This is a genomic window from Pleionea sp. CnH1-48, assembly GCF_024124665.1.
Taxonomy (GTDB): Bacteria; Pseudomonadota; Gammaproteobacteria; order Enterobacterales; family Kangiellaceae; genus JAMXSB01.
The window spans coordinates 317,683-337,291 of record NZ_JAMXSB010000002.1 but is presented as its reverse complement, the minus strand read 5'-3'; the positions used below and the strand labels follow the sequence as shown (position 1 = coordinate 337,291).

At 44.3% G+C, this 19,609-nt stretch carries 16 protein-coding genes; 11 read left to right on the top strand and 5 right to left on the bottom strand.

What is annotated here, in order from left to right; genetic code table 11:
• Positions 1-1,577: 1,577 nt before the first annotated feature.
• A complete protein-coding gene (locus tag NH399_RS04000; RefSeq protein ID WP_253037141.1) occupies positions 1,578-2,678 on the bottom strand; it encodes a tryptophan 2,3-dioxygenase family protein in 1,101 nt (366 codons plus the stop codon).
• 302 nt (positions 2,679-2,980) lie between these two features.
• Here NH399_RS04000 and NH399_RS03995 point away from each other — a divergent pair, with 302 nt between their 5' ends.
• Both NH399_RS03995 and NH399_RS03990 read left to right on the top strand, forming a co-directional pair.
• Positions 2,981-4,372 carry a TIGR03013 family XrtA/PEP-CTERM system glycosyltransferase gene (locus NH399_RS03995; RefSeq protein WP_253037140.1) on the top strand — a complete coding sequence of 464 codons (1,392 nt, stop codon included), beginning with the start codon at positions 2,981-2,983 and terminating at the stop codon, positions 4,370-4,372.
• 24 nt (positions 4,373-4,396) lie between these two features.
• Complete coding sequence (locus NH399_RS03990) at positions 4,397-5,425, top strand: XrtA/PEP-CTERM system-associated ATPase (RefSeq protein ID WP_253037139.1); 1,029 nt, start codon at positions 4,397-4,399, stop codon at positions 5,423-5,425.
• Between the two features lie 101 nt (positions 5,426-5,526).
• On the opposite strand, the gene NH399_RS03985 is transcribed toward NH399_RS03990, so the two are convergent.
• The 4 genes from NH399_RS03985 to gltA all read right to left on the bottom strand — a co-directional run bounded on the left by NH399_RS03985 (position 5,527) and on the right by gltA (position 8,963).
• On the bottom strand, positions 5,527-6,537 hold the full coding sequence (locus tag NH399_RS03985; protein WP_253037138.1) for a hypothetical protein: 1,011 nt from the start codon (positions 6,535-6,537) through the stop codon (positions 5,527-5,529).
• 118 nt (positions 6,538-6,655) lie between these two features.
• Positions 6,656-6,913, bottom strand: coding sequence for a hypothetical protein (locus tag NH399_RS03980; protein ID WP_253037137.1), 258 nt, complete (start codon positions 6,911-6,913; stop codon positions 6,656-6,658).
• 27 nt (positions 6,914-6,940) lie between these two features.
• Positions 6,941-7,561, bottom strand: a complete 621-nt coding sequence (locus NH399_RS03975; RefSeq protein ID WP_253037136.1) for a hypothetical protein — start codon at positions 7,559-7,561, stop codon at positions 6,941-6,943.
• A gap of 112 nt (positions 7,562-7,673) precedes the next feature.
• Positions 7,674-8,963: a citrate synthase gene (gene gltA / locus NH399_RS03970; protein ID WP_253037135.1), complete on the bottom strand. Its 1,290-nt coding sequence runs from the start codon at positions 8,961-8,963 to the stop codon at positions 7,674-7,676.
• A gap of 334 nt (positions 8,964-9,297) precedes the next feature.
• Here gltA and sdhC point away from each other — a divergent pair, with 334 nt between their 5' ends.
• The 9 genes from sdhC to NH399_RS03925 all read left to right on the top strand — a co-directional run bounded on the left by sdhC (position 9,298) and on the right by NH399_RS03925 (position 19,464).
• Positions 9,298-9,672, top strand: a complete 375-nt coding sequence (gene sdhC / locus NH399_RS03965) for a succinate dehydrogenase, cytochrome b556 subunit (RefSeq protein WP_253037134.1) — start codon at positions 9,298-9,300, stop codon at positions 9,670-9,672.
• On the top strand, positions 9,666-10,013 hold the full coding sequence (gene sdhD, locus NH399_RS03960) for a succinate dehydrogenase, hydrophobic membrane anchor protein (protein ID WP_253037133.1): 348 nt from the start codon (positions 9,666-9,668) through the stop codon (positions 10,011-10,013). The genes sdhC and sdhD overlap by 7 nt, the downstream gene beginning before the upstream one ends.
• Positions 10,014-11,780, top strand: coding sequence for a succinate dehydrogenase flavoprotein subunit (gene sdhA, locus NH399_RS03955; protein ID WP_253037132.1), 1,767 nt, complete (start codon positions 10,014-10,016; stop codon positions 11,778-11,780).
• Between the two features lie 18 nt (positions 11,781-11,798).
• Positions 11,799-12,497 carry a succinate dehydrogenase iron-sulfur subunit gene (locus NH399_RS03950; protein WP_253037131.1) on the top strand — a complete coding sequence of 233 codons (699 nt, stop codon included), beginning with the start codon at positions 11,799-11,801 and terminating at the stop codon, positions 12,495-12,497.
• Between the two features lie 117 nt (positions 12,498-12,614).
• Positions 12,615-15,428 (top strand): 2-oxoglutarate dehydrogenase E1 component, encoded by a 2,814-nt coding sequence (locus NH399_RS03945; protein ID WP_253037130.1) that lies wholly within the window; start codon positions 12,615-12,617, stop codon positions 15,426-15,428.
• A 44-nt stretch (positions 15,429-15,472) separates the two neighbouring features.
• Positions 15,473-16,666 carry a 2-oxoglutarate dehydrogenase complex dihydrolipoyllysine-residue succinyltransferase gene (gene odhB / locus NH399_RS03940; protein ID WP_253037129.1) on the top strand — a complete coding sequence of 398 codons (1,194 nt, stop codon included), beginning with the start codon at positions 15,473-15,475 and terminating at the stop codon, positions 16,664-16,666.
• Between the two features lie 100 nt (positions 16,667-16,766).
• On the top strand, positions 16,767-17,933 hold the full coding sequence (gene sucC, locus NH399_RS03935) for an ADP-forming succinate--CoA ligase subunit beta (RefSeq protein WP_253037128.1): 1,167 nt from the start codon (positions 16,767-16,769) through the stop codon (positions 17,931-17,933).
• Complete coding sequence (gene sucD / locus NH399_RS03930; protein ID WP_253037127.1) at positions 17,933-18,805, top strand: succinate--CoA ligase subunit alpha; 873 nt, start codon at positions 17,933-17,935, stop codon at positions 18,803-18,805. Before sucC ends, sucD begins: the two co-directional genes overlap by 1 nt.
• Before the next feature lie 146 nt (positions 18,806-18,951).
• Entirely contained in the window at positions 18,952-19,464 is a 513-nt protein-coding gene (locus NH399_RS03925; protein ID WP_253037126.1) for a hypothetical protein, read from the top strand.
• The last annotated feature ends 145 nt before the right edge of the window (positions 19,465-19,609 follow it).

Genomic DNA, 19,609 nt, shown 5'->3' with positions numbered 1-19,609 from the left:
GAAGCCATCGACGAAACGTCATCCACGCGCTTCCCTGCGCGGGGATGACTCTTGCTGCGTCCATGCAGCAAGCTCGTGAGTCTTCAATCTGACTCCGTTCTCATCTAGTCACAAAGGAGTCGTCTGATAATTCAGAGCCAAGAAAGAGAGCTAAACAAAAACACAAACGAAGATCGAATCTTCCCTGGCATTGATAAGATCAAACAATCCCTTCGGCATTAACAGGCATACTAAGACCATAAAATCCCTGCTGAACAAATGCCAGCGCAGCGACTATGGGCTCTTTGCTTCCTTTACAGCTCTTGGTAAAGGAAGTCGCTGTAAGGCGAAACTCGTTTTATCGAAAGAGTAAGGAAGTAACAGAAGATCTTTTGAATGAACAAATCACTCCCTACGAAAAGTTCAGACTTGATTCAACCGGCAGGTTTCGCTTTTATGCCCTTTGGGTACTGCTGAGCGAGCCACTTTTGTCGGCCCACAAAAGAGGCAAAAAAGGGCGATGTTCCAAAGATGAGGCCTCCGGCACCACTGCGTAAAGTCTTAGCCCTTCGACTGAGCGTCTTATACGCACATCCTTGTGCGGATAAGACTCTTGCTGCGTCCGTGCAGCAAGCCAGTGCGGTCTAAGACTTTACTCCGTTCTCATCCAGTCACGATGGAGTCATCTGACAATTCAGAGTTAAAAAAGATAGCTAAGAGAGAAAGCGGAACAAAAACACAAAGCACGATCGAATCTTCCTTGGCACAAACAAGATCAAGAAATCCCAGCAGAATTAAAAATACATACTTCCCGCATAAAATCCCTTGTGAACAAATGCTAGCGCAGCGACCTAGGGCTTTTTGCTTCCTTTACAGCTCTTGGTAAAGGAAGTCGCCATCGGGCGAAACTCGATTTATCGAGAGGGTAGAGAGATAAAAGAAAGTCTTCTGAATTCACCAATCACTCCTAGCGAAAAGTCCTGACTTGATTCAGCCTACAGGTTTCGTCCTGCTGGACGAGCCCCTTTTGTCGGCCCACAAAAGAGGCAAAAAAGGGCGATGTTCCAAAGATGAGGCCTCCGGCACCACTGCGTAAAGTCTTAGCCCTTGGACTGAGCGTCTTATACGCACATCCTTGTGCGGATAAGACTCTTGCTGCGTCAATGCAGCAAGCCAGTGCGGTCTAAGACTTTACTCCGTTCTCATCCAGTCACGATGGAGTCGTCTGATAATTCAGAGCGAAGAAAGAGAACAAAACAAAAACACAGAGAAAGAGCGAATCTTCCCTGGCACAAACAAGATCAAAAAATTACTTCAGAAGCTAAAAGGCGTACTCGAACCATAAAATCCCGGCTGAACAAATGCCAGCGCAGCGCCCAAGGGCGTTTTGCCCCTATCTTGTAGTACAAGATGGGATCTAAGGACCTTCTTTTTCGCTCTTGAAAAAGAATGGTCGCCATCGTACCCGAACGGGGCATAAAGGCGAAACTCGATTTATCGAAAGGGTAGGGAATTAACAGAAGTACATAGAGAAACACAAAAGAAAAAAAGACACCCAATTCAGCGGAAAAACCACCGAATTGGGTAAAAAAGACTAATTATTCACCCTCAGGATGAAAATAAAAATTCAACGCCCGTCTTAAAGCCTCCGGCAACTCCGGTAACGCCGAACGCGGCAACAAGAAAGTCGGTAACGTAAATAAATCCTTAAAAAATCGATTATTCTCTGTCGTCTTACGCAAATAATCATGACCAGAAGAACCACCCGTACCAATCTTAGTTCCCAACATACGCAACACCATAATCGTATGACGATAACGCCAGCTGGTGAAATGCTCATCCAAATCCACTAAAGCCGTTAACAGTTGGAAAGGTGCCTGGAACATAGGCTCATCACGATATAAATTGATGAAAACAGCACCTAACAGCGACTTTTGACTCATACGAAAACGGCCATCTTCTTTAAGTTTGGCATATTGCTCTTCGTCAAGCAGCGCGTCAAAGTTGGCCAGAGTGTTGTCTAAGTCTTTTAACTGGAACTCTCGGTCAGCTTCAGAAAGGTAGTCATTATTTTCGATAATTTTGCGATCATTATCGAGCATTTCGTCAACGGCCTGGCGATATGTCTGCCAGAATTTAAAGTCTCCAAACTCGAAAAATGGCATGCGCTCGAGCCAGCTTTCGACACAATCAAACAGTGATGGCTCATCTTCCATCTTCAACAGGTGCGTTCTATCGGTTTCGTTCAAACGACTATAGAAAGACTCTTTGTCAAAGTTGATACGGAACTCAGATTTTAATCCCAGCAGGATCTCAATTTCTTTAAACTGAATGCTCTGGAAGCCTGATGCGGGTACCAGATAGTCTCTAAAATCAAGAAAATCCAGTGGTGTCATGGTTTCCATAACACTGATTTGGTCGATCAATAATTTTTGTATGGATTTTATTCGAGAAAGACGAGCATTGATCATACCCAGTGACTTTTCGGGCAGATGAGGGTTGGCAAACAGCTGGTAAATAGAGCGAAGCTCATGAAGCATCTGCTTAAACCACAGCTCATAAGCTTGATGAGTCACAATAAACAGCATTTCGTCATGGGCTTCGTTACCATAGTCCTGACTCACTGGATATTGACTATCTAATAATTTGTCGAGCTGCAAGTATTCGCCATAATAGCAAGGCTTTGTATTTCGTTGCATTGCGCACATTTTTTATTATCTCGCTAAGTTATAATTGATACGCCTTTATGGTATCACACCTATCTTTAAAAGCCGTCTGACCAGCCTGTAAATACAGCAAAACTTAAGACGCTTTTATTATATGTTGTCAATCTTTAGGCAAACGAGATGGTAAAGGGGAGCCGCGATGGCCTATGCTATTAATAATTGTTGCAATTACTTGATTTAGTTGATGTAGTTGTTGGTAATTTATTATAGAAGCGCTATAATTTGCCGCTTAATAACTCTCTACTAACTAAACTTACAATTACAAGGAAGTGCGAATGGTTCGTGTATTCGGTCATTACATTCCTCGCGGTCTCATTTTGCTGTTGTTGCTGGAATTTTGTGCATTATTTGTCAGTGTACATATTGCTGCGGAGCTGAGACTAGGCGAAGGAGTAAGCCCTGAGTTGTTTCACGACTTCAATATCAAAGCCACAGTATTTTCGTTAACCTTTGTGTTAATTATGATTGCGGTTGGACTGTATCAACGCAGTACGCGGGAGTCCTTTGCAACAGTAATCACGCGCCTGTTTTGGGCGTCATTCATTTGTTTCTGGGTACTGGCTATCTTTTTCTACCTCGTTCCTGAGCTATTCATTGGTCGAGGCGTGTTCTTTATTAGCTTAATTCTGGCGTTTGGTATTTTGGTTGTTAACCGTTACCTGTTTGAGCTGTTTTCTGATCATGAGATCTTTAAGTCTCGAGTGTTGGTGATAGGAACGGGTAATCGAGCAAAGCAGTTGGCTCGCTTGCGTCGAAAGAGTGACTGGCGCGGCATTAACCTTATCGGCTTTTTGCACCTGAAGGGCGATCACGATGAAGTCGATGCTGAAGATTTGATCATCCGACGAGATGATTCATTGCTGGCTTTAATCGATGAGTATGGTATTGATGAGTTAATTTTGGCGGTTGATGATACGCGCAAAAACTATCCTGTTGATGATGTTATCCAGGCTAAGCTGGATGGTGTCAAAATAACCGATATCACTGAGTTTTTTGAGCGTCGAACTGGTCGTATGGAAATTGATGCGTTAACACCGAATCAAGTTATCCTCTTTGAAGGCTTTGACAGCAGTTATTTGCGCGAGATGGTTAAACGCTTGTTTGATGTTGTTGTGAGTACCGTTTGTCTGATTTTAACCATTCCTGTCATGATTGTGCTGTGGTTCTTGATTAAGCGAGAATCAAAGTGGCGTGATCCTGTGATTTATACTCAGATACGCGTTGGCCAGCACGGTAAACCGTTTACTATTTATAAGTTACGCAGTATGGTGGTAGACGCAGAAGCCAATGGTGCGCAGTACGCGACTAAAAATGACGCTCGTGTGACAGGCATTGGTCGTATTATGCGCAAAACTCGCTTGGATGAAATTCCGCAAATGTGGAATGTACTGAAAGGTGATATGAGCTTTGTTGGGCCTCGACCTGAGCGTCCAGAATTTGTTGAGAAGCTCAACCAAATCATCCCTTATTATAATATGCGTCACCGAGTGAAACCGGGTATTACTGGTTGGGCTCAGATTTGTTATCCTTATGGAGACAACGATGAAGACGCAAAACAAAAATTGCAATACGATTTGTATTACATTAAAAACTTCAGCTTGTTCCTAGATATAACGACCATGATTCAAACGGCTCAGGTTATTATCTGGCAAAAAGGGGCTCGTTAAAAGGACTAGCAAGGCAGGTAATTTATGTACGATTCTTATTATAAGTTTAGTGGAAAACCTTTCCAGCTCGCGCCGGATCCCTTCTTCTTCTTCGGAAGTAGCACCCACAAGCGCGCACTGGCTTATTTGCGTTATGGTTTATCTCAGGGCGAAGGATTTATTATCGTCACGGGTGATGTTGGAACGGGTAAGAGTACTCTGGTACGTACCTTATTCGGAACATTAGAAAACAAAAAAGATATTGTTGCGGGTGAGTTAAACAATACTCAGCTGGATTCGACGGATATCTTACGAATGGTAGCCGCTACTTTTGGCTTGGCCCATAAAGCATCAGAAAAAACTTCTCTGATAAAGAATCTAGAAAACTTCTTTATCGCGCGTCAGCGCGAAGGCCGCCGCTGTATGTTGGTGGTTGATGAGGCACAAAACCTGCCACTGGAAAGCCTCGAAGAGTTACGCATGTTGTCAAATCTCTTCAATGATGGCAAAACATTACTGCAGATTTTCTTGTTAGGTCAGTCTGAATTCCGCGAGATGCTTGCTGTTCCTCATCTTGAGCAGGTGCGACAGCGTATCACCGCTTCTTACCATCTGGCTCACTTGAATGCGGAAGAAACTCAGGCCTATATTGAGCACCGACTGAAAAAAGTAAACTGGCAAGATGATCCGGTGTTTACCGCAGAAGCGTACCAACATATCTTTGATTTCACCGAAGGTGTCCCGCGTCGAATTAATAGTATTTGTGATCGCTTGTTGTTGTACGGATTTCTTGAAGAGAAGCATCGTATCGATGGCGAAATTGTAACCACTGTTGCCAGTGAGATTGCGGTAGAGCATCCCGAGATCGTTGCACCTTCTCAGCCTCGTCACAACCTGGAGCGCGCCAAAGCTGCTGGTGGCGGGGCGCCTGCAGCAGATGCGGGTCCATTAGAAGAGCGTATGCAGCAGTTAGAAGCAGAGATGGAAGCCATGAAAAAGCGCTTTAAGAAAGAGCGTGAATACATGCGCAAGATTATTCAAATCAGCTTAAACTTTGATGATGACGATGACTAATCGTTTTGAATCAGATTAAAAAAGGAGCGAAAGCTCCTTTTTTTGTGGATGACTGTCAGGGAGGGGCACGTTTCTACATAGATTGCCATTTAGCCCGCTTATCACAAGCGTGTTAAGCAGCTGTTATCCTGGTGGTTGCATATTACTCCTGTAATATCGACTTCGTTTTTTGGTACTTCTCGTCCTAATAAGTTAGATACAAAATCTCGCAATAAATCCCCATCTAATAATGTAACCATTTCTATATGATTTAGTTGGTCATAGGTTGCTCGTTTAAGATACTTCGAATGAGTATTATTCCAATCTGCTGCGAGTGTTACTCTGTCATGATTTGAGGTGTAGAGATAGACAGGAAACTCTGCTCCTTGGAGCTTTTGAGTAATGTCGAGCTCTTCTGGTGATACTTTTGATTCAGTATGGATTATCTGAATGGCTTTTTCGATAGTATCTGTTGATATCAGGCTAGCGTAAAACTTATCGTGATAAAGAATTTTCCATAGCGCTTTAACCGAGTACTCAAAATCGGTCATAGGGGCAATTAAATGCAGTTGTGAGTTTTTGACTTTTGCCGCTACCGCTTGAGCCGCTGCGGCTCCCATTGAGAAACCAATAAGATGAACTTTCTTAGGCGATTGTTGCTGAATTTCGGTAACAATAGGCTCTACTAAATCAAGTCCGAACCGAAAATGTTCAGACTTGTCGGCGCTGGGGACTACAAATACTTTGGCTCCTGTAATATGTTGAAGCCACTGTAAGTGAGTGAAGAGGATTTGTGTGGGTTGGGTATATCCTGTAAAAATAAAGATGAGAGAGGGATTTGTTGATGCGATTGATCTGGTGTTATTGCTATTTCGTTGATACTGCCAGATCTTATGGGTATCGTTAATTTGAGCATTAAAAGATAGCTTGATTTTGTCAGTCTCTAACCGCTTGGTGCTTAGCAGTTGAATGCAATGAGAATGTTCATCGCACACTTCTTTTTCGATAATATAGTTTGAAATATTACCCGTGAAATTCACTCTTTCTGGAGAAGTTATTTGGTTGGCAATATAGGATGCACAACCGCTGAGTGACAAAGTAGTGAGTAAAACAACCACCCTTTTTATAAGCATCACTAGTTCCTTTTCTGCTCTATTTTTAAGCATGTTAAAAACAAAAATTTTGCTTTGCAAGTAGCAGGGAGGCACAGGCTTTCATTTTCAAAGCCTGCTATTTACCAGCCTGAAGTTGTTATCTGGCTAACCAATCAGTGATTAAAAATTCAGCAGTTTTTTCGACCCCAAATCGTTGCAGAGGATCAAAATACCAGGCGGGATCGAGCAGACGTTCATAATGGATAGTCAGCGTAACCTGGGTTTGATGGTTATTTAAGGCTTTCAGTTTAATCGCAGTCGATTTCAAAGCCATATAGTTGGCAATATAACTGGTGTCTTTGATCACATCCGCTTTAATCAGATATTCATTCGCATCGGTGATTTTCAATTGCATCTGACCTTCGTGAGTATTCGTCACAAATCAACGATGATAGCGGTAGTCGAGAGTATGAATATCCTCCAGCTCCAACGAACCCGCCTGGATGGTATGTGGCATAGGGAAGAGGCGTAAAAATCCACTCCGTTTTGCGTTGAGATCCCTCAGTTGGGTGAGTTGATGTCGGATGGTTGCTACGTCAGATTGCACAACGCGGCTAACTTCAACCTTATTCATCCGTTCAAAACTGAGCTCGGGTGTCGTACCCTCGAAAGCGCTGATGAGAATAAGAGTAGGGAGCAGATGGCTATAGAGCTTCTTGGATTTATTATCTTTGGCGTATCGAATCATGGCATGCAGTGCGAAGACCAATAAAATAACGCCAAAATAGATGGGCATAAACATGACAACACATAAGAAACCTTCAAACAGAATGATTGAGCTGGCGAGCATAACAATCAAGGAATATAGGCAGAGATTTAGATAGACTCTTTTCCAGTCGCTGTTATCAGGGGAGGGAATCAAGAACAGCAAAGCGACGGCAATGGCATAAGGAATACCCACATAAAGCAGTGCTGATTCGTCGAATTTGTATTCGCTTAAGATACGAACCGACAAGGAAGCGATTCCGCTGACTATTAAAAGAACAAGACCTATTTGTCTCATTTAGCTTCTTCCTTCTTTAGAGTTATCCTTGGCATTTTCAGGATTAAGAGCAATAAATTTTAACCATAAAAAAAGGAAGCCGAAGCTTCCTTTTTACGAATCAGATCGCTGCTTAACGTTTGTCCATAGGAACAAAGGCGCGCTCTGTTGAACCATTGTATAACTGACGCGGACGGCCAATTTTCTGGTTTGGTTCGCTGATCATCTCGGCCCACTGTGCAACCCAACCTACCGTTCTTGCTAATGCAAAGATAACCGTAAACATATTGGTTGGGATACCAATCGCTTGCAAGATGATGCCAGAGTAGAAGTCGACATTTGGGTACAACTTCTTGGATACAAAGTATTCATCTTCAAGTGCAATGCGCTCTAACTCCATGGCTACTTTAAAGATAGGATCGTCCTGGCAACCCATTGCTTCGAGTACTTCGTGAGCACTTTCGCGCATAACTTTGGCACGTGGGTCAAAGTTTTTGTATACACGGTGACCAAAGCCCATCAAGCGGAAAGGATCGTTTTTGTCTTTAGCGCGTTCAATAAACTCAGGGATGCGAGACACATCACCGATTTCATTCAACATACGTAAACAGGCTTCGTTAGCACCGCCGTGCGCTGGGCCCCAAAGTGATGCAATACCTGATGCGATACATGCAAATGGGTTAGCACCAGAAGAACCGGCTAGACGAACGGTCGAAGTTGAACAGTTTTGTTCGTGATCCGCGTGCAAAGTAAAGATACGATCCATAGCGCGAACTAAAACAGGATCTGGGCGCTTGTCTTCAGAAGGCATGGCGAACATCTGGTTTAAGAAGTTCTCTGCGTAAGACATTTCATTACGAGGGTAAATGAAAGGGAAGCCCATAGAGTAGCGATAACACATCGCAGCAATGGTTGGCACTTTTGCGATTAAGCGGAAAGCGCTTTTGCGGCGGTGTTCTGGATTCGTGATGTCTAATGAATCGTGATAGAACGCAGACAATGCGCCAACAACACCGACCATAACAGCCATTGGGTGTGCGTCGCGACGGAACCCTTTGAAGAACTGAGCCAGTTGCTCGTGCAACATTGTGTGATTATTAATCTCAGCAAGAAAATCTTTTGTTTCTTCTTCGTTAGGTAGCTCACCATGTAATAAAAGGTAAGCAACTTCCATAAAGTCTGAATTGCTTGCTAATTCATCAATCGCATAACCGCGATATAATAGAGTGCCTTTTTCGCCGTCGATGTAAGTAATTTTGGATTCGCAAGATGCAGTCGACATAAAACCGGGATCATAAGTGAACACCCCATTCTTCACCAACTGGGTTACATCTAATACTTCCTTACCAAGGGTAGGCGTATAGACCGGTAACTCTAAAGTATCCCCAGAGGGTAGGGTGAGCTTCGCGGTTTTATCTGTCATTCGATGACTCCTTAGTAAACACAAATTTGTCGTGGTGCAAAAATCAACGCGTACTATAGGTTGATGAAATTATTTGTCAATGCTACCTGCCGTTTATTCGTCGAAAACGTTTAGTTTTTAGTCAAAATCTCAAGAATTTGTGCAGAACCACAAATCCATTTGTAAACAAGCAGTTGCATCTATATAATTTGCGCAACCTTGCTCATGTCACAGGTTAGCCTATAGTTAGTATAGCCTACTAAATGATCAGGCAAGACAAAACTTGATAGCTAAGTTAAGAGACACAGCCTATTCTGTGTTCAACTTTAAAACAAACAAAAGAACGTAACAAGCCGTGAAAAAGCAAAGACCAGTAAATCTCAATCTGTTATCAATTCGCTTTCCGGTAACAGCTATTTCTTCGATTCTTCACAGAATCTCGGGAGTAGTTTTATTTATCGGAGTTCCTGTTTTACTTTGGCTTCTTGGATTATCACTCGAGTCTCAGACTGGGTTCGAAAAAGCTAGTGCCTTTATCAGTGCCGGTTTCGGTAAGTTTTTATTCTGGGCAATCTTAACTGCATTGGCTTACCACATTATTGCAGGTATTCGTCACTTGTTGATGGATGCTGGTATTGGTGAAACCTTGTCGGGTGGCATGAACGGTGCGCGCGCTGTTCTTGTGTTGGGTGTAATCGCAGCTGTATTACTAGGAGTCTGGCTATGGTAACCGCAGTAACAAGTTTAGGACGTAGCGGACTACACGATTGGTTCGTACAACGCCTCAGTGCTGTTGTAATGGCACTTTATACATTTTTCCTCCTTTGGTTTGTCGCCACTACCCCTAATTTGGGATATGAGCAGTGGGTTGCATTATTCCATAATCCAGTTTTTAAAATTGCCAGTATTCTTGTTGTTATCTTAATGGCGTTTCATATCTGGATTGGTCTTTGGATCATATCAACCGATTACATTAAACCAGTTGCTATCCGAATGGTTGCTCAGGCGTTTACTATTTTAGTTTGCCTGTCATTTATTTTTTGGGGCATTCAAATTTTGTGGAGTGTATAAATGGCCATTCCAGTTTATACCTATGACGCCGTAATTGTTGGCGGCGGTGGTGCGGGAATGCGCGCATCATTACAGTTGGCTAAATCAGGTCAAAAAGTAGCATTAATTTCTAAAGTTTTTCCAACTCGTTCTCACACGGTATCGGCGCAGGGTGGTATCACCGTTGCGTTAGGTAACACGCACGAAGACGATTGGCGCTGGCACATGTTCGATACCGTTAAAGGTTCGGACTACATTGGTGACCAAGACGCCATCGAGTTTATGTGTAATCAAGGACCAGAAGCGATCTATGAACTTGAGCACATGGGCTTACCTTTTTCTCGTCGCGAAGATGGAAAAATTTATCAGCGTCCTTTTGGCGGACAGTCAAAGAATTTTGGTGGCGAGCAGGCTGCTCGTACAGCAGCGGCTGCTGACCGAACGGGTCACGCGTTGCTACACACCTTATATCAACAAAATTTAGCTGCGAACACTCAGTTCTTTACCGAATGGTTAGCGATCGACCTGGTAATGAATGACGATGGCCAAACTTGCGGCGTGATTGCCATGTCCATCGAAACTGGTGAAGTGGCTTTCTTCCGTTCTCGAGCGACCGTATTTGCGACAGGTGGTTCAGGACGAATTTATCAATCGACAACGAATGCATTGATCAACACAGGCGACGGTGTTGGTATGGCACTTCGTGCCGGTATTCCAGTACAAGACATTGAGATGTGGCAGTTCCACCCAACGGGTATTGCTGGTGCAGGTGTATTGGTAACCGAAGGTTGTCGTGGTGAAGGTGGTTATCTGGTCAATAAAGATGGCGAACGTTTCATGGAACGTTATGCGCCTAATGCAAAAGACCTGGCGAGCCGTGACGTTGTTGCTCGTTCGATGACCAAAGAAATTCTTGAAGGCCGTGGCTGTGGTAAAAACGGCGATCACGTTTTCTTAAAACTGGATCACTTGGGTGAAGAAACGCTCAACGCGCGTTTACCTGGCGTACTTGAGTTATCTCGTACCTTTGGTCATGCGGATCCTGTTAAAGCGCCGATTCCGGTTGTTCCAACCTGTCACTATATGATGGGTGGTATTCCAACGAATAAATACGGTCAGGTTATCGGTAAGAAATCAAAAGACGGTGAAGAATACATCGTTGATGGTTTCTATGCGGTAGGCGAAGTTGCTTGTGTATCGGTTCACGGCGCTAACCGTCTGGGCGGTAACTCATTGCTTGATTTGGTTGTCTTTGGTCGTGCAGCAGGTATGCACCTCGAAGAAGCCTTGGCAGATGGTATGCCGTTCGCAGAATACACTGACGAAAATATGGATAATGCGTTGGCTCGCGTTAATCGTTGGGATGAGTCGAAAGATGGTGAAGACCCAGCAGAGCTACGCGCAGAAATGCAAAAAGTTATGCAAAATGCCTTTGGTGTATTCCGCACCGGAGACTTAATGAAGCAGGGCCTCAAAGATCTACACGCGGTTCGTGATCGTCTTAAGAATGCTGTTTTGGCAGATAAGTCGAGAGCCTATAACACCCAGCGTGTTGAATGCCTTGAGTTAGATAATCTGATGGCGGTTGCTTGTGCAACAGCAAAAGCGGCAGAGTGTCGTACCGAAAGTCGCGGTGCTCACAGTCGTGAAGATTATCCAGATCGTGACGATGAGAATTGGTTGTGTCACACCTTGTACTATCCAGCAACAGAAGAAATGGATACGCGAGAAGTGAACATGGAACCAACGACCATGGAAGCATTCCCACCCAAGGCAAGAACTTACTAAGAGGCAGGTATCGCGAATATGAAATTTTCAATCTACCGATACAATCCTGAGACAGATAGCGCTCCACGCATGCAGGATTACGAACTGGAGATTCCAGAAGGTTCTGACATGATGCTGTTGGAAGCATTACTGTTATTGAAAGATAAAGATCCAACATTGGTGTTTCGACGCTCGTGCCGTGAAGGTGTGTGCGGATCAGATGGTATGAATATCAATGGTAAAAACGGCTTGGCGTGTATGACCCATGTTTCTGAACTAGGAAACAAAGTGGTTGTACGTCCATTGCCAGGATTACCTGTTATTCGTGATCTGGTCGTTGATATGGCTCAGTTCTACAAGCAATACGAAAAAGTGAAGCCGTATTTACAAAATCGCAATGAGCCACCTGCAAAGGAACGTTTACAGTCGCCCGAAGAGCGTGAAAAGCTGGATGGTTTGTACGAGTGTATCTTGTGTGCATGTTGTTCAACCTCTTGCCCATCATTCTGGTGGAATCCTGACAAGTTTGTCGGTCCTGCTGGTTTGCTTCAGGCCTATCGTTTTCTTGCAGATAGCCGCGATACCGAACAAGATGATCGTTTAGCGACATTGGATGATGCGTATAGCGTATTCCGTTGCCGTGGCATTATGAACTGTGTGAGTGTTTGCCCGAAAGGATTGAATCCGACGAAGGCTATCGGTCATGTACGTTCAATGCTGTTGCAGCGTGGCGTTTAATCCGCACATTATTGAAAGTTAGACTATTATTACGTTTATGATGACACTTTGAGCACTCTGTGCTCAAAGTGTTTGTGTCTGTTACCGGTAAAATTAACTAAAACAATCTGCTGAAAAATGGAAAAGACCCTTCAAGAACAGTTTGAAGCCAGTTTCTTAACTGGTGGTAGTGCCGACTATCTCGAAGAGATATACGAACAGTATCTGGAGGACCCGTCCTCGATCGATGAGAGCTGGCGCTCAAAGTTTGATGCATTGAAGTCGTTAGGTACGACTTCTGATGTTGCCCACTCACAAATACGTGATTACTTTCTACAGTTAGGTTTAAGCAAGCATCGCATTGCCGCTACCAGTTCTGGAGATACTTCCTTTGATGCCAAGCAGGTTAACGTTTTAGAGTTAATTCAGGCTTATCGTGCTCATGGCCATCAATATGCCAAACTCGATCCTTTAGGCCTCTGGAAACAGGCGACCATCGACCATCTGGATATCAATAAATACGGTTTATCCAAGATGGATATGGACACCAAGTTCCGTACTGGATCTATGTATGGTGCCGATGCCAAAACGTTAAAACAGATTATTGACGAGCTTGACTCAACCTATTGTCGTTCTATTGGTGCTGAATTTATGCACATGACGGATCCAGCGCAAAAGCAATGGGTTCAAGAACGCCTGGAAAGCTCGTTATCAACACCCAAATTTGATGCAGGTGCCAAACGACAAATTCTTTCTGCGCTGACAGCGGCAGAAGGTCTTGAAAAATATCTGCATAATAAATTCCCTGGCGCAAAACGCTTTTCTTTAGAAGGCGGTGATAGCTTATTACCTATGTTGGAAGAGTTGATCCAACGTTCGGGTAGCGCGGGAGTTAAAGAAGTTGTTATTGGTATGGCTCACCGTGGACGTCTTAACGTTCTGGTGAACTTACTGGGTAAAAATCCTGATGAGCTGTTTGCTGAGTTCGCAGGTACTAAACAGTTAGAGTCGGGTTCTGGTGATGTGAAATACCACCAGGGCTTCTCGTCGGACATTAACACGCCCGGCGGTACCATCCATTTGGCTCTAGCGTTTAACCCTTCTCATTTGGAGATCGTCGGACCGGTTATTCAAGGTTCTGTACGTTCTCGTCTGGAACGTCGCGCAGACGACAGTTATTCCAAAGTATTGCCGATCGTTATTCACGGTGACTCAGCCTTTACGGGGCAGGGTGTTGTGATGGAAGCCTTCAATATGTCACAAGCTCGTGGCTATAAAATTGGCGGCTCTGTGCATATCGTGATAAACAACCAGGTTGGCTTTACCACCAATAAACCAGAAGATACGCGTTCGACAACCTACTGTACGGATGTTGCCAAAATGGTTGAAGCGCCTATCTTCCATGTTAATGGTGACGATCCAGAAGCGGTCGTGCTGGTTACTCAACTGGCTTTAGACTTCCGCGAAACCTTTAAGAAAGATGTCGTTATCGACCTCGTTTGCTACCGTCGTCATGGTCATAATGAGGCGGATGAGCCACGCGCTACGCAGCCTCTCATGTACGCCAAGGTACGCAAACATCCAACACCAAGAAAAATATACGCGGACCAACTTGAGCAAGAGGGCACACTGGAAGCCAGTGCGACCAAAGAACTTGTCGAAGAGTATCGCAACAAGTTGGACGAAGGTAAAAATGTTGTTTCTAACTGGTTACCCATGCAACAACATGAATTTACCGTCGATTGGACTCCCTTTTTAGGCACTGATTGGTTGGAACCTGCTGTTACTTCATTATCTCGTGAGCAGTTCGATGCGTTGGCCCAACGTATTACCGAAGTGCCCGAAGATGTCGACATGCAAATGCAGGTGAAGCGCATCATGGCGGATCGCGTCAAGATGGCCAATGGTGAAATCCCTATGGACTGGGGTTTCGCTGAAACAATGGCTTATGCTTCCTTGTTAGACGATCAGTATCGTGTGCGAATTTCTGGACAAGACAGTGGCCGTGGTACTTTCTTCCATCGTCATGCTGTTTTACATAACCAGAAAGACGGCACCAACTATCAACCGCTGAAACATATCAGTGGTAAGCAAGCGCCTTTTGACGTGATTGACTCAGTATTGTCAGAAGAAGCAGTGCTTGCGTTTGAGTACGGTTACTCAACCACAGAACCTCGTGCATTGGTTGTCTGGGAAGCTCAGTTTGGTGACTTTGCCAACGGCGCTCAGGTAGTCATTGATCAATTTATCAGCTCCGGTGAGCACAAATGGGGACGTTTGTGTGGTCTGGTTATGCTGTTACCTCATGGTTACGAAGGGCAGGGACCAGAACATTCATCAGCTCGTTTAGAGCGTTATTTGCAGTTATGCGCCGAGCACAACATGCAAGTATGTGTGCCTAGTACACCTGCTCAGGTATTCCACATGTTACGTCGCCAAATGGTACGTAATTGGAGAACACCGTTAGTTGTTATGTCGCCAAAGAGTTTGCTACGTCACCGTTTGGCAACCAGTTCTATTGAAGAACTGACGAATGGAAAGTTCGAGCCAATCATTGACGAAATCGATTCACTGGATAAATCCAAAGTGAAACGAGTCGTTATGTGTAGCGGTAAAGTGTTTTACGATTTACTCGAAAAACGCCGCGCCGAAGAACGTGATGATGTAGCCATTATTCGAATTGAACAATTGTATCCTTTCCCACGCAACTTAAAAGAAGTGTTGGAAGGTTACGAGAATGCAAGTGAGTTTGTATGGTGCCAGGAAGAACCTAAGAATCAGGGTGCCTGGTATTGTAGTCGTCACAACTTCCAGGCGTCTGTACCTGCTGGAGTTGAAGTTGAATTTGCTGGTCGCCCGGCTTCTGCAGCACCTGCTGCTGGTCACATGTCATTGCATGTTGAACAGCAAAAAGCGCTGTTAGAAGACGCATTGGGTTCCAAGAAATCGTAAACAAATTTATAAAATTAAATATTGGTGAAAGGGTAATAAAAACCATGTCCATCGAAATTAAAGTTCCGGTCTTGCCTGAGTCAGTGGCTGACGCAACCATCGCAACTTGGCACAAACAGCCTGGTGAAGCATGTGAGCGTGACGAGAATATTGTTGATATTGAAACCGACAAAGTGGTTTTGGAAGTCGTAGCACCGGATGATGGCGTACTGGAATCCATCGTACGTAACGAAGGTGATACGGTTGTTGCTGAAGAAGTCATTGCCATGTTCAAAGCGGGTGCAGCAGGTTCTGCTAAGCCTGCGGCAAAAGAAGAAGCGGCTCCTGCAGAAGCTTCTTCAAGTGACGCCGACGCTGATGCATTAAGCCCAGCAGTTCGTCGCTTGGTTAGTGAACACGGTTTGGATGCAAGTGCTATCCCGGCAACAGGTAAAGGCGGTCGTCTTACTAAAGAAGACGTAGAAAAATTCATTAAGTCTGGCGCTAAGTCAGCACCAGCGGCAGCTCCTGCACCTGCAGCTCCGATTGCGGCTGGCGCGCGCGAAGAAAAACGTGTACCTATGACACGTTTGCGTAAGCGTATTGCTGAGCGTCTGGTTCAGGCACAAACAAATGCGGCTATTTTGACGACATTTAACGACTTGAATATGAAGCCGGTCATGGACATTCGTTCCAAGTACAAAGACCACTTCTTGAAAGTTCATGGTGTTAAGCTTGGCTTTATGTCGTTCTTTGTTAAAGCAACGGTAGAAGCACTAAAACGTTATCCAGCGGTTAACGCATCTATCGACGGTGATGACATTGTTTATCATGGTTTCTACGATGTGGGTATCGCGGTTTCATCACCTCGTGGTTTGGTGGTTCCTGTGATTCGTGATGCGGATCAGTTATCAATGGCAGAGATTGAAAAATCGATCATTGAATACGGCCAAAAAGCACAAAACAACCAGCTGACCGTTGACGATTTAACGGGCGGCACCTTCACTGTATCTAATGGTGGAGTATTTGGTTCCATGTTGTCGACACCTATTATCAATCCACCACAGAGTGGAATTTTAGGAATGCATCGTACTGAAGAACGTCCTGTTGTAGAAAACGGTGAGATCGTAATTCGCCCAATGATGTATCTGGCTTTCTCTTATGATCACCGTATTATCGATGGTCGTGAGTCTGTTGGCTTCTTGAAAACAATTAAAGAGTATCTTGAAGATCCTGCACGTATGTTGCTGGAACTTTAAGAGTCGTTTATTTCTAGTGAACCTCTCGACGATCCTGATGGTAAGCCGAGGGGTTTTGCCTTGTATCGTGATTGTTACTTAACTCAATTGGAAAAGTAAAATGAACCTTCATGAATATCAGGGTAAGCAGTTATTCCGCGAATACGGCTTACCAGTATCTGATGGTATCGCTTGTGATACCCCAAAAGAAGCTTTTGAAGCTGCAGGCCAAATCGGCGGTGATAAATGGGTTGTTAAAGCTCAGGTTCACGCAGGTGGGCGTGGTAAAGCAGGTGGTGTAAAGCTTGTTTCTACTAAAGAAGAAGTGAAAGATTTCGCCGCTCAGTGGTTAGGTAAAAATCTGGTAACTTATCAGACTGACGAAAACGGTCAGCCGGTAAGCAAGATTTTGGTAGAGTCTTGCACTGACATCGATCAGGAACTTTACTTAGGTGCGGTTGTTGACCGTACCACTCGTCGTGTCGTTTTCATGGCATCGACGGAAGGTGGCGTTGAAATCGAAAAAGTAGCTGAAGAAACGCCAGAAAAAATTCTAAAAGCCGTTGTTGATCCTATGGTTGGCGCTCAGCCATATCAGGGTCGTGAGTTGGCATTTAAACTGGGCCTTAATGCTGCTCAGGTTAAGCAGTTCACCCACATCTTCATGCAGTTGGCGAAATTGTTTGTAGAAAACGATTTGGCTTTGCTAGAGATCAACCCTCTGGTTATCACTGACGAAGGCAACTTACACTGCCTGGATTCAAAAATGGTAATCGACAGCAACGCTCTGTACCGTCAGCCTAAATTGCGCGAAATGCACGATCCTTCGCAAGAAGACGAGCGTGAAGCTCACGCAGCTCAGTGGGAACTGAACTACGTTGCATTAGACGGCAGCATTGGCTGTATGGTTAACGGTGCTGGTTTGGCCATGGGTACCATGGACATCGTAAACTTGCACGGCGGTTCTCCTGCTAACTTCCTTGACGTAGGTGGTGGTGCAACTAAAGAGCGCGTTGTTGAAGCTTTCAAAATCATCTTAACCGATGACAATGTTAAAGCCGTATTGGTTAATATTTTCGGTGGTATCGTTCGTTGTGATCTGATTGCCGAAGGTATTATCGGTGCTGTTAAAGAAGTGGGCGTTAAAGTTCCGGTTGTTGTTCGACTGGAAGGTAACAACGCAGACTTAGGTGCAAAAGTACTGGCGGAAAGCGGTTTGAATATTATCGCTGCAGAAAGTTTGACGGATGCTGCTAAGAAAGTAGTAGCGGCAGCGGAGGGCGCGTAATGAGCATTTTAATTAATAAAGATACCAAAGTTATCTGCCAGGGCTTCACGGGTTCTCAGGGTACTTTCCACTCAGAGCAAGCAATTGAGTATGGTACAAACATGGTTGGCGGTGTGACTCCTGGTAAAGGCGGTCAGACTCACCTGGGTTTGCCAGTATTCAACACGGTTTCTGAAGCCGTAGAAGCAACAGGCGCAGAAGCTTCTGTTATCTACGTACCGGCTCCTTTCTGTAAAGACTCTATTTTGGAAGCGGCTAACGCAGGCATTCAGTTGATCGTTTGTATCACTGAAGGTATTCCTACACTAGACATGCTGGAAGCTAAAATCCGTTGTGATGAGTTAGGTGTTCGTTTAATCGGACCTAACTGCCCAGGTGTTATCACTCCTGGTGAGTGTAAGATTGGTATCATGCCTGGTCACATCCACTTACCAGGTAAAGTCGGTATCGTTTCTCGCTCAGGTACTTTGACTTATGAAGCCGTTAAGCAGACAACTGACTACGGTTTCGGACAGTCTACCTGTGTCGGTATCGGTGGTGATCCTATTCCTGGCTCTAACTTCATCGACATCTTGCAAATGTTCCAGGACGATCCTGCAACAGAAGCAATCGTAATGATCGGTGAGATCGGTGGGACAGCTGAAGAAGAAGCGGCTGCCTTCATCAAAGAAAACGTTACTAAGCCAGTTGTGTCTTACATCGCTGGTGTAACAGCTCCTCCTGGCAAGCGTATGGGTCACGCAGGTGCAATCATCTCTGGCGGTAAAGGTACTGCTGCGGAGAAGTTTGCTGCACTTGAAGACGCAGGCGTTAAAACTGTTCGCAGTTTAGCAGACATTGGCGCTGGCTTAAAAGAAGCGACAGGCTGGTAAGTTATTACCGTCTATTAAAGCTTTTTAAAAAAACCGGAGCTTGAGGCTCCGGTTTTTTGTTTTTGAGGGGTGTGTTTTGTTATTAAAAGCGTGCTTAAGATAGCGAGCTTTTAATAGGAAAAACCTGGATAAGAGAATTTAAAGTAATGTACGAAGTATTATACGACTATGCCAGTCGTCCTCGTGACGAGTACTGGTTTGTTATTATTGGTATACCCGTTTCTTTTTTGATCGTGATGCGCTTGCGCAAAAACTTAAAGCAGGACTTTAGTTTTAAAAGAGCTTTGTATTACTTCACATTATTTTTTCTGGTTATGCAATGTTTTGCGACTCTGGTTTATGGCTATCAGGAATGGGCCTTTCGTCAGATCCAAAAAGAAAAAAAGTATCATACAATCGAAGGCCCGCTGTCAGAACTTAGCTATCACTCAGGATATGTTAATAACTTAGTTAATGGCAACAGACTGTCTTTTAAAGTTGGGGACCATCAATTCGCGTTAGAAGAAATTCGTACTGATAGCTGCTTAAAAGAGAGCGGTATTAAAGCCTTGGTAGCCGCAGGCGAATCTGTCGTTATCAGGGTGTCTTATGCTGAAGAGGTTTTTGGTAATAGAAACCCCTGCATCTTGCGAATAGAGAAAGTTAAGACGAGCAACTAACAGCGGATTAAGCAGACACCCTACTTATCAAAAAGAAGAAACTTCAAAATAACGGACATTCCACTTATCTAGAAGTAAACAATGTCGTTTATTGTTCGTTTTTTGAGAGAATGAAAATTGGCTTTTTGACTGTTCTGTCGAAAGT